Here is a 10,118-nt window from a genome sequence, read left to right on the forward strand (position 1 = left end):
CCGCACCGCCGCCCCCGGGCCCGACCCAGGCCGAGATCGCCACCGCGCAGGCCAAGAAGAAGGCCGAGGCGGAAAAGAAGGAGCGAGAGGAAGAGGCGAAGAAAGTCGCCGCCGCGAAGGCCGCGGAAAAGGCGGCCGCCGAGAAAAAGGCCGCAGCGGACAAAGCCGCCGCCGAGAAGGAGCGCCAGCAGAAACTGGCGGCCGAGAAGCGCGAACAGGAACGCAAGGAAGCCGCCGAGGAAAAACGCCTGGCGCAGATCCGCGAAGACCAGATCAAACGCATGATGGGCCAGGCCGGCGCCAGCGGCGGGCCGCAGAGCACCGGCACGGCCCAGCAGTCCAGCGGTCCGACACCGGGCTACGCCGGGCGCGTGGCCGCGCGCATCAAGCCCAACGTGGTGTTCACCGACGTGGCACCGGGCAACCCGCGCGCCGAGGTCGAGGTTCGCACCTCGCCCGATGGCAGCATTGTCTCGCGCCGGCTCGTCAAGAGCAGCGGCAACCCGGAGTGGGACGAGGCGGTGCTGCGCGCGATCGACCGCACCGCGACCCTGCCCAAGGACACCAACGGCACCGTGCCGTCGCCGCTGGTGATCGGGCTTCGACCCCTGGACTAAGCCCCCCTGCGCCGCTGCTCGTGGGCCTGCGCCATCCAGCTCGCCAGCGCGGCGTCCGTGGGGAAGAACAGCGCCCGGTCGTCCAGCTGCAGCTCGCACTGCGCGCCCTCGCGCAGCAAGGCCAGCCGCACCGGCAGGCCGCGCACCAGCTCGCCCTGCTCGGTGATCTCACGCTTGGGTGGGAACTCGCGCACCAGCTCGGCGATCGATGGCGCCGTGCCGTTCACCGCCACGCGCAAATACTTGCCGAAACGGCAGCGCGCCGCCGCCAGGTCCCAGATCTGCTGGATCTTCAGCCGCACACCGCCTGAGAAACGGTCGGGCTGCGCCACCGCCTGCACGATGATGAGCTCGTCGTCCTTGAGCAGGTTGCGATGTTGGTTGATGAGGTTCTCGTCCGCGCTGGTCTCGAACACCCCGGTCTTGTCGTCCAGCTTGAACAGCGCGAGCTTGCCTCGCTGGCCGTTGATCACGCGGAAGTCGGTCACGATGCCGGCGAGGATCACCGGGTCGCGGCTCTCCACCACATCCCCCAGCGGCGTGCGCGCGAAGCGGCGCACCTCGCGCTGCACCTCGTCGAACAGGTGGCCCGAGAAGTAGAAGCCCATCGCGGTCTTCTCCAGCGTGAGCCGCTCCTTCACGCCCCAGGGCATGGTGGCCACGAGGTCGGGCTCCTGCTTGCTCGAACCGTGGTCGTCGTCGCCCATCATGTCGAACAGCCCGCCCTGGTTGGCGTTGGCCAGGGTGGCGGCGGCGAACTCGAAGGCGCGGTCCACCGAGGCCAGCATCTCGGCGCGGTTGAGGTTCAGCGAATCGAAGGCACCGGCCTTGATCAGCGCTTCCACCGTGCGTTTGTTCAGGCGCGTGCGGTCCACGCGCACGCAGAAGTCGAAGAGGCTCTTGAACGGACCCTTCTCGTCGCCGCGTGGGCCTTCGCCCCGGCCTTCACGGGCCGCCACGATGGCCTCGATCGCCTGTTGGCCCGTGCCCTTGATGGCGCCCAGGCCGTAGCGGATGGACTTGTTGGTGATCGGCTCGAAGCGGTGGAAGCCCCGGTTCACGTCCGGCGCTTCGAAAGCGATGCCCATCTTCTGCGCGTCTTCGAACAGCACCTTGAGCTTGTCGGTGTCGTCCATTTCCACCGTCATGTTGGCGCAGAAGAACTCGGCGGTGTAGTGCACCTTGAGCCAACCAGTGTGGTATGCGAGCAGCGAGTAGGCGGCGGCGTGCGACTTGTTGAAGCCGTAGCCCGCGAACTTCTCCATCAGGTCGAAGACCTCGTCGGCCTTGTCGTGGGGGATGTTGTGCGTGGCAAGCGCACCGGCGCGGAACTTCTCGCGGTGCTCGGCCATCTCCTCGGCCTTCTTCTTGCCCATGGCGCGGCGCAACAGGTCGGCACCGCCGAGTGAGTAGCCGCCCAGGATCTGCGCGGTCTGCATCACCTGTTCCTGGTAGACCATGATCCCGTAGGTCTCGGACAGCATCTCCGCCACCGCCGGGTGCGGGTACTCCACCTCCTCGCGCCCATGCTTGCGGTTCACGAAGCTGGGAATCAGGTCCATCGGGCCCGGGCGGTACAGCGCGTTGAGCGCGATCAGGTCTTCCAGGCGCGAGGGCTTGGCGTCCTTCAGCATGCCCTGCATGCCGCGGCTTTCAAACTGGAACACGGCTTCGGTCTGACCGCGCGAGAACAGCGCGTACACGCGCGCGTCGTTCAGCGGCACGTCCTCGAAACGGAAGTTCTCCTGCCCCGGGTGGCGCTTCATGATGAGCTCGCGCGCGATCTCCAGGATGGTCAGCGTGGCCAGTCCCAAAAAGTCGAACTTCACCAGGCCGATGGCCTCCACGTCGTCCTTGTCGTACTGGCTCACCGCCGATTCGCTGCCGGGCTGCGCGTACAGCGGGCAGAAGTCGGTGAGCTTGCCCGGTGCGATGAGCACGCCCCCGGCGTGCATGCCGATGTTGCGCGTCATGCCTTCGAGCTTCTGCGCCAGCTCGATCAGGGTCTTGACGTCGTCTTCCTTCTGGATGCGATCGGCCAGCACCGGCTCCATCTCGATCGCGTAGTTGTTCTTGTCGCCTTCCTTCTTCTGCGCCGGCGGGTACTGCAGCGTGACCGACATGCCCGGCTTGTTCGGGATCAGCTTGGAGATGCCGTCGCAGAAGCCGTAGGAGAAGTCGAGCACGCGGCCCACGTCGCGGATGGCCGCGCGCGCGGCCAGCGTGCCGAAGGTGGCGATCTGGCTCACCGCTTCCTTGCCGTACTTGTCCTTCACGTAGTCGATCACGCGATCGCGGTTGGTCTGGCAGAAGTCGATGTCGAAGTCGGGCATGGACACCCGCTCCGGGTTCAGGAAGCGCTCGAACAGCAGGTTGTATTGCAGCGGGTCGAGGTCGGTGATCTTCAGCGCGTAGGCCACCAGCGAGCCGGCGCCCGAGCCCCGGCCCGGTCCCACCGGGCAGCCGTTGTTCTTGGCCCAGTTGATGAAGTCGCCCACGATCAGGAAGTAGCCCGGGAACCCCATGTTCAGGATGGTGTTGATCTCGAACTCGAGGCGCTCCACGTAGCGCGGGCGCTCGGCGTCGCGCTTGGCAGTTTCGGGGTACAGGTGCGCCAAGCGCTCTTCCAGGCCTTCGAACGACGACTGCCGGAAGAAATCGGCCATCGGCATCGGCACGCCATCGATCAGCGGTGTGGGGAAGTTGGGCAGCTGCGGCTTGCCCAGCACGAGCGTGAGGTTGCAGCGTTTGGCGATCTCCACCGAGTTCGCCAGCGCGGACGGGATGTCGGCGAACAGCGCCTGCATCTGCGCCGTGCTCTTGAAATACTGCTCGCGCGTGAAGCGGCGCACGCGCCGGTTGTTGCCCAGGATCTCGCCCTCGGCGATGCAGACGCGGGCCTCGTGCGCCTCGTAGTCGTCGGGCTCGAGAAACTGCACCGGGTGCGTGGCCACCACCGGCAGGTGCAGGCGCGCGGCCAGTTGCACGGCCTGCGCCACGTGGCGTTCATCGTCCACGCGCCCGGCGCGCTGCAGCTCGATGTAGAAACGGTGCGTGAAGATGCTGGAGAGCTGCAGCGCCACGTCGGCCGCGCGCTGCGCATCGCCCTGCATCAGCGCCTGGCCCACCGGGCCGGCCTGCGCGCCCGAGATCAGGATCAGGCCCGCATTGCATTCCTGCAGCCAGTCGCGCTGCACCAGCGCCTGGCCCCGGCCGTCGTTGCGCGTCCAGGCGCGGGCGAGCAGCTCGCTCAGGTTCAGGTAGCCCTGTTTGTCCTGCACCAGCAGCAGCGCACGCGGTACCGGCGCCTGCTGGCTGCCCGGCATGGCACCGGGCGTTTCTTCGGTGAAGCCCTGCAGCAGCACCTCGGCGCCGATGATGGGCTTGACGCCCGCGCCACGGGCTTCCTTGTAGAACTTGACGGCGCCGAACAGGTTGCTGAGATCGGTGATGGCCAGCGCGGGCTGGCCGTCGGCGGCGGCCGCGGCCACCACGTCATCGATGCGGTTGGTGCCGTCGACGACGGAGAATTCGGTGTGCAGGCGCAGATGAGTGAACATCGGGCCATTTTAGAAGGCGCGGGGCCTTCTTCCTCTCAAGCGGGCGGTGGCATTTCGTCCTTGAGGATGCTCAGCACCTCGGAGCGGAACTCCCGGCTGTAAAGAATGGCCACCACGGCCAGCGTGGCGACCACCATCGCCACCGGAGAGATGAACCAGGCCAGCGCAGCGAACGAAAAGTAATAAGCGCGCAGGCCGTCGTTGAAGGTGTCGGCCGCGGCGCCCACCATGGCTGCGGCGCGGTCCGCGAAGGCCCGGCGGTCGTGCTTGCCGGACTCGAAGTCCTCGGCCGGCGGCATGGCACCGATCACCAGCGCCACGAAGGTGTACTGCCGCATGCACCAGGAAAAGCGGAAAAACGCGTAGACGAAGATCGCCACCATCACCAGGATCTTGAACTCGAAGACGATCAGCGAGGTGGTCTGGGCGAACGGGATCTCGCTCATCAACTCCGTCGCCTTGTCGGTCGTGCCGAGCAAGGCGAACAGACCACCGATGACCAGGATGGAGGTGGATGAGAAAAACGTCGGCGTGGCCGACAGGGCCTGGGTGATGAGGCCGTCGAGCATGCGCGGGTCGCGCGCCGTGGTCTGCGTCATCCAGTAGCCGCGGTAGCGGTTGGTGGTGTGGAGCAGCGAGCCCATCTTGCGGCCCCATTCGCGGGCGAACCAGGCGTAGCCGACCCACAGGGCCAGAAAGCAGACCAGGGCCAGCCAGTCGGCCCAGGGGATGATGCTGAGGAACTTCATGGAGCTGGATGGTACGCCCCCACTGCGCCGCTGACGCGGCGTCCCCCCTCTCTGGCGCGCCTTCGGCGCTGGGAGGGGGACGGCATCTCGGGCCGGCGGAGCCGGACCCTGGATGCCTCTGGACAGCGGCACGCTCGCCGGATCGGCGCGTGCTAGCGCCTCAGCCCGTGAATCGCGCCGCCACGCTGGCCACGCGCTCGCCGAAAAGGCGCGCGGTCTCCAGGTCGCCCGGCAGCATGTCCTGCGCACCGGCATCGGACGGCGACTGGGCGATCGCGCCGCTGTAGCTCACGAGGTAGTTCACGTCGTTGCGCTGGGCGCCCTTGGTGTTGCTGGGCATCAGGCCCTGGCTGACCCAGATCATGCCGTGCTGCATGGCCAGGGTGAACATCGTGTTCAGCGTGGCGAGCTTGTCGCCGTTCATGCCGGCGCTGTTGGTGAAGCCGGCGGCGATCTTGTCCTTCCATTTCTGGGCGAACCAGGGCTTGCTGGAGGCGTCCGCGAACTTCTTGAACTGCCAGCTCACGCTGCCCATGTAGGTGGGCGAGCCCATGATGATGGCATCGGCCGCATCGAGGGTGTCCCAGCCGCCGTCGGGCAGGTTGCCGTCGGCGTCGATGGCGAGCAGTTCGGCGTCGGCGCCCTGGGCGACCGCTTGCGCCATGCGCTGGGTGTGACCGTAACCGGAGTGGTAGACCACGACAACTTTGGACATCTTGTGTTCCTGAAAAAAAAGCGGCGCCCAGGCGCCGCGAAGGAGAAAACCAATGAAGCTCAGGCGGCCGGGCGGCGCGCGTCGAGGCTGAAGGCACCGGCGCCGAAGGCGGCGAAGGCGAGCAGGCCACCGGTGATGGCGATGTTCTTGAAGAACAACAGCTGCTGCATCATCTGCTGCTCGGCCGGCACGGCCCAGTAGGCGTGGAAGAAGAAGCTGGCCACCAGCGTGAACACGGCCAGGGCAATGGCGGCAACGCGGGTGCGGTAGCCGATCAGCAGCGCCAGGCCACCGAACAGCTCGATCACCAGGGCGATGGCCACGCCCACTTGCGGCGCAGGCAGGCCCATGGCCGTGGCGTAGCCAACCGTGCCGGCAAAGCCGGCGATCTTGCCAAAGCCTGCCGGCACGAAAAGGATGGCCAGCAGGATGCGGCCGATCAGGGCCAGGGGGTTTTGCAGAGCGTTCATGGTGAGTCCTTGAAAAAAATGGAAGTTGAAAGGATGGAAAAAACGTTCAGGGAGCAAGATCGAACACAAGCACCTCGGCATCATCGCCGTTCGAGAGCTGCAGGCGGCTTTCGCCGGCCAGCACGGCAGCGTCCCCCGCCTTGAGGTGTTGGCCGTTCACGTCGAGCGCGCCACGCACCAGGTGCACATAGGCCTTGCGGGCCGGGTCGAGCGCCAGCTCGGCGGCTTCCTGGCCATCGAGCAGGCCGGCGTACATGGCCGCGTCGGCATGAATGGTCACCGAGCCCTCGGCCCCGTCGGGGGATGCCACCAGGCGAAGTTGACCACGCTTCTCGGCCTCGGCAAACCCCTTCTGCTCATAGCCCGGCTCGATGCCCGTCACATTGGGCTCGATCCAGATCTGCAGGAAATGCGTGGTGGCGTCGGGTGCGTGGTTGAACTCGCTGTGGCGCACGCCGCTGCCCGCGCTCATGCGCTGCACGTCGCCGGGCGGAATGCCCTTGACGTTGCCCATGCTGTCCTTGTGTGCCAGGTTGCCCTGCAGCACGTAGCTGATGATTTCCATGTCGCGGTGGCCGTGCGTGCCGAAACCGGTGCCCGGGGCAATGCGGTCTTCGTTGATCACGCGCAGGTTGCCCCAGCCCATCCAGGCAGGGTCGAAGTACTCGGCGAAGGAGAACGAGTGGTGGCTCTTGAGCCAGCCGTGGTCGGCATAGCCGCGGGCATCGGAGCGTCGAATCTGAAGCATGGTGTATTCCTTTCCATCTTCCGTGGGGCCGGCCCGAATGGCTGGCATGGGGTGAATTCTGAGCGGACCAGCCCCCTTTGTGACTGCACGGTTTTGATGGCATCATTCAAATCATTTGAACGATCAGAGTCACCGCCATGGCTACTTCCAGCCCCCGGGCCGCCCTCTCTCCTGAAAACCTCGGCCTGCTCGATGCCGTCGCCCGCCTGGGCAGCATGGCGGCCGCCGCGCGCGAACTCGGCATGGTGCCCAGCGCCCTGACCTACCGCATCCGCCAGATCGAGGACGCGCTGGACGTGCTGCTGTTCGACCGCAGCGCGCGCCGCGCCGTGCTCACCCCCGCCGGGGCCGAGCTGCTGCGTTCCGGGCAATACCTGCTGAGCGAACTCGACGCCGTGGCCCAGCGCGTCAAGCGCGTGGCCACGGGTTGGGAACCGCAACTCACCATCGCCGCCGACGCCATCATCGCGCGCGCCACCCTGTTCGAGCTCTGCGAGGCCTTCTATGCCGAAGGCGCGCCCACCCGGCTCAAGCTGCGGGCCGAAACGCTCTCGGGCACGGTGGAAGCCTTGCAGAGCGGCCAGGCCGACCTCGCCCTGGGCGTGCCCAGCGAGATGGCGCTCACCGAGTTCCAGTCCGCGCCCATGGGCACGCTGAGCTTCGTCTACGCGGTCGCACCGCACCACGCCCTGGCCGCCGCCACCCACAGCCTGTGCGACGAGGAACTGCGCGAACACCGCGCCGTGGCCGTGGCCGACAGCACGCAGCGCGGGCGCGGTGTCACGCACAACCTGCTGCCGGGGCAAGATGTGCTCACCGTGCCGACCATGCAGCACAAGCTCGAAGCGCAGTTGCGCGGCCTCGGTGGGGGTTTCCTGCCGCTGTCCCTCGCACAGCCTTTCATCAACGCCGGGCGGCTGGTGGTGAAAACCGTGCAGCGGCCCAACCGCACGCTGCGCGTCTCGTATGCCTGGCGCCAGCCCCGCAGCTCGGGCGACACCGGCCGCGCGCTGCGGTGGTGGCTGGACCGCCTGCAGCATCCCAAGACGCGCGGCGCGCTGCTGAACAACCACCATCAGATCTGATCCATGGGAAAGCGGCGCGAACGATGAAGCAACTGATACAGTCAGCCACACACCCATCACCCAACGCGCCAAGAGACATGACGAACACCAGAAGCCCACGCGCAGCCCCAGCCACGAAGAACACCCGCTCCAAGGCCCGCGGCGCGGCGGCCAAGCCTCTGCACTTCGCCGTGGTCGGCGGTGGCATGGCGGGGGTGGTGTGCGCGCGCACGCTGGTGCAGGCGGGTCACCGCGTCACCCTGCTCGAGAGAAGCCGTGAGTTCGGTGGCCGCATGGCCACGCGGCGCACCGAGTTCGGCGGTTTCGACCACGGCGCCCAGTACTTCACCGTGCGCGACGCGCGTTTCGAGACCGCGCTGCGCAGCAACGCCACCGCCGTCGTGCGCCCCTGGAGTGCCAGCACCGTGCGCGTGCTCGACGAGCTGGGCCGCGTGCTGGCCAGCGCGCCGCCCCCCACCGAACCGCATTTCGTGGCCTCGCCCGGCATGAGCGCCCTGGTCAACCTCTGGGCGCAGCCCCTCGCGCACCCCGAGCTGCATGGCGGCCTGCTGGCCCGCACGCTGCTGGACACCTGCGTGACCCGCATCGAGCGCGATGCGCTGCATCCCGAACAATGGCAACTGCGCGCCGAAGACGCCCAGGGCGGCCAGCAGGTGCTGGGCGGCTTCGACCGCGTGGTCCTCGCCATGCCGCACCCGCAGATCCACGACCTGCTGCTGGCCTCCGGCCTCGCGCCCGAGTTGCGCAAGGCGCTCACCCCCGTGCACGTGGCGCCCTGCTGGACGCTGATGGTCGCCTACCCCCAGGCCATGCAGCCCGGCCTGCCGCACCTCGGCCCGCAGTGGAACGCCGCGCGCAGCACGCACCACCGCATCAGCTGGCTGGCGCGCGAATCCAGCAAGCCCGGGCGCGACCCCATCGAGCGCTGGACCGTGCAGGCCAGCCCCGCCTGGTCCACCAAGCACCTGGAAGACGACGCCGAGCGCGCCAAGGCCAAGCTGCTCAAGGGCTTTGCCGAAATCACCGGCATCCGCGCCACGCCCACCCATGCCGTGGCCCACCGCTGGCGCTTTGCCCAGACGCAGACGCCGCTGGGCCAGAGCCACCTGCTCGACAAGGCACTCGGCATCGGCGCCTGCGGCGACTGGTGCCTGGGCCACCGCGTCGAAGACGCCTTCGTCTCCGGCCTGGAAATGGCGCTCGCCATCGCCTGAGTCTTCCGCGTCTGCGGGCCATGGCGGCCATGTACAGAGGACGTTTCGCCCCTTCGCCCACCGGCCCGCTGCATGCGGGCTCGCTGGTCGCCGCACTCGCCAGCTGGTTGGATGCGCGCGCCCACGGCGGCGTCTGGCTGGTGCGCATGGAAGACGTGGACACGCCACGCTGCGTGCCCGGTGCCGACGGCACCATCCTGAGGCAGCTTGAAACCTGCGGCCTGGTCAGCGACGAGCCCGTGCTCTGGCAATCGCAGCGCGGCGCCCATTACCAGCAGGCGCTGGACCGGCTGGTGGCCGCGGGCCGCGCCTACCCGTGCGCCTGCTCGCGCAAGGACATCGAGGCCGCGCTGCAGGCCCAGGGTGTGGTGCGCGAGCGCCACCACAGCGCCGTCTACCCCGGCACCTGCCGGCCCGAGCGTGGCGGCCTGCGCGGCAAGCCCGCCAGGGCCTGGCGATTCGCCGTGCAGCCCCTGCGCAGCGAAGTGCGCTGGACCGATCGCCAGCTCGGCCCGCAGGCGCAGGACGTGGCCACCGAGGTGGGCGACTTCGTGCTCAAGCGCGCCGACGGCCTCTGGGCCTACCAGCTCGCCGTGGTGGTGGACGACGCGGCGCAAGGCATCACCCACGTGGTGCGTGGCGAAGACCTGGCCGACAACACGGCGCGCCAGATCCTGCTGCAACAGGCGCTGGGCCTGCCCACGCCGGCCTACCGCCACACCCCGCTGGTGCTCGGTGACCACGGTGAAAAGCTCAGCAAGCAGAACGGCGCGCAGGCGCTGGACCTGAGCGATCCCCCCACCGCGCTGATGCAGGCCGCCCAAGTGCTCGGCCTGCCCACGCCAGGGCGCGACACGGTGACCAACCTGCTGGCGGCGTGGACGAAGGCCTGGCCCGCCTAAAATCCACCCCTTCCCCGACCGACCGCTCCCGATGACCGACCCCCGCCACGCCCAACCG

The 10,118-nt window shown here is 68.1% G+C and carries 9 protein-coding genes; 4 read left to right on the forward strand and 5 right to left on the reverse strand.

Translation table 11 applies throughout. From position 1 onward, the window contains the following. Positions 1–617, forward strand: a 617-nt coding sequence (tolA, locus tag AC3WPZ_RS26310; protein ID WP_492442327.1) for a cell envelope integrity protein TolA, incomplete at its 5' end; no start/stop codon positions are given. Here the strand turns inward: tolA and dnaE are convergent. The 5 genes from dnaE to AC3WPZ_RS26335 all read right to left on the reverse strand — a co-directional run bounded on the left by dnaE (position 614) and on the right by AC3WPZ_RS26335 (position 6,859). After that, positions 614–4,177: a DNA polymerase III subunit alpha gene (gene dnaE / locus AC3WPZ_RS26315; protein WP_492442329.1), complete on the reverse strand. Its 3,564-nt coding sequence runs from the start codon at positions 4,175–4,177 to the stop codon at positions 614–616. The genes tolA and dnaE overlap by 4 nt on opposite strands. A gap of 35 nt (positions 4,178–4,212) precedes the next feature. Then, positions 4,213–4,926 (reverse strand): DUF599 domain-containing protein, encoded by a 714-nt coding sequence (locus tag AC3WPZ_RS26320; protein ID WP_444686277.1) that lies wholly within the window; start codon positions 4,924–4,926, stop codon positions 4,213–4,215. A 160-nt stretch (positions 4,927–5,086) separates the two neighbouring features. Then, positions 5,087–5,641, reverse strand: coding sequence for a flavodoxin family protein (locus tag AC3WPZ_RS26325; RefSeq protein WP_382326940.1), 555 nt, complete (start codon positions 5,639–5,641; stop codon positions 5,087–5,089). Between the two features lie 59 nt (positions 5,642–5,700). Further along, positions 5,701–6,111 (reverse strand): DoxX family protein, encoded by a 411-nt coding sequence (locus tag AC3WPZ_RS26330; RefSeq protein ID WP_382324069.1) that lies wholly within the window; start codon positions 6,109–6,111, stop codon positions 5,701–5,703. Positions 6,112–6,157: 46 nt separating this feature from the next. Next, positions 6,158–6,859, reverse strand: coding sequence for a pirin family protein (locus tag AC3WPZ_RS26335; protein ID WP_382158905.1), 702 nt, complete (start codon positions 6,857–6,859; stop codon positions 6,158–6,160). A gap of 137 nt (positions 6,860–6,996) precedes the next feature. Here AC3WPZ_RS26335 and AC3WPZ_RS26340 point away from each other — a divergent pair, with 137 nt between their 5' ends. The 3 genes from AC3WPZ_RS26340 to gluQRS all read left to right on the forward strand — a co-directional run bounded on the left by AC3WPZ_RS26340 (position 6,997) and on the right by gluQRS (position 10,060). Beyond that, positions 6,997–7,944, forward strand: a complete 948-nt coding sequence (locus AC3WPZ_RS26340; RefSeq protein ID WP_444686276.1) for a LysR family transcriptional regulator — start codon at positions 6,997–6,999, stop codon at positions 7,942–7,944. 77 nt (positions 7,945–8,021) lie between these two features. Then, a complete protein-coding gene (locus AC3WPZ_RS26345; RefSeq protein ID WP_444686275.1) occupies positions 8,022–9,158 on the forward strand; it encodes an NAD(P)/FAD-dependent oxidoreductase in 1,137 nt (378 codons plus the stop codon). A 20-nt stretch (positions 9,159–9,178) separates the two neighbouring features. Beyond that, a complete protein-coding gene (gene gluQRS, locus AC3WPZ_RS26350) occupies positions 9,179–10,060 on the forward strand; it encodes a tRNA glutamyl-Q(34) synthetase GluQRS (RefSeq protein WP_444686274.1) in 882 nt (293 codons plus the stop codon). Positions 10,061–10,118: the final 58 nt, after the last annotated feature.

The sequence above is a fragment of the Hydrogenophaga sp. FW305-3-2-15-A-LB1 genome (assembly GCF_058787875.1).

Coding starts and splice junctions, on each gene's coding strand:
- AC3WPZ_RS26340 (WP_444686276.1), top strand. CDS start 6,997: ATGGCTACTTCCAGCCCCCGGGCCGCCCTCTCTCCTGAAAACCTCGGC.
- AC3WPZ_RS26345 (WP_444686275.1), top strand. CDS start 8,022: ATGACGAACACCAGAAGCCCACGCGCAGCCCCAGCCACGAAGAACACC.
- gluQRS (WP_444686274.1), top strand. CDS start 9,179: ATGGCGGCCATGTACAGAGGACGTTTCGCCCCTTCGCCCACCGGCCCG.
- AC3WPZ_RS26320 (WP_444686277.1), bottom strand. CDS start 4,926: ATGAAGTTCCTCAGCATCATCCCCTGGGCCGACTGGCTGGCCCTGGTC.
- AC3WPZ_RS26325 (WP_382326940.1), bottom strand. CDS start 5,641: ATGTCCAAAGTTGTCGTGGTCTACCACTCCGGTTACGGTCACACCCAG.
- AC3WPZ_RS26330 (WP_382324069.1), bottom strand. CDS start 6,111: ATGAACGCTCTGCAAAACCCCCTGGCCCTGATCGGCCGCATCCTGCTG.
- AC3WPZ_RS26335 (WP_382158905.1), bottom strand. CDS start 6,859: ATGCTTCAGATTCGACGCTCCGATGCCCGCGGCTATGCCGACCACGGC.
- dnaE (WP_492442329.1), bottom strand. CDS start 4,177: ATGTTCACTCATCTGCGCCTGCACACCGAATTCTCCGTCGTCGACGGC.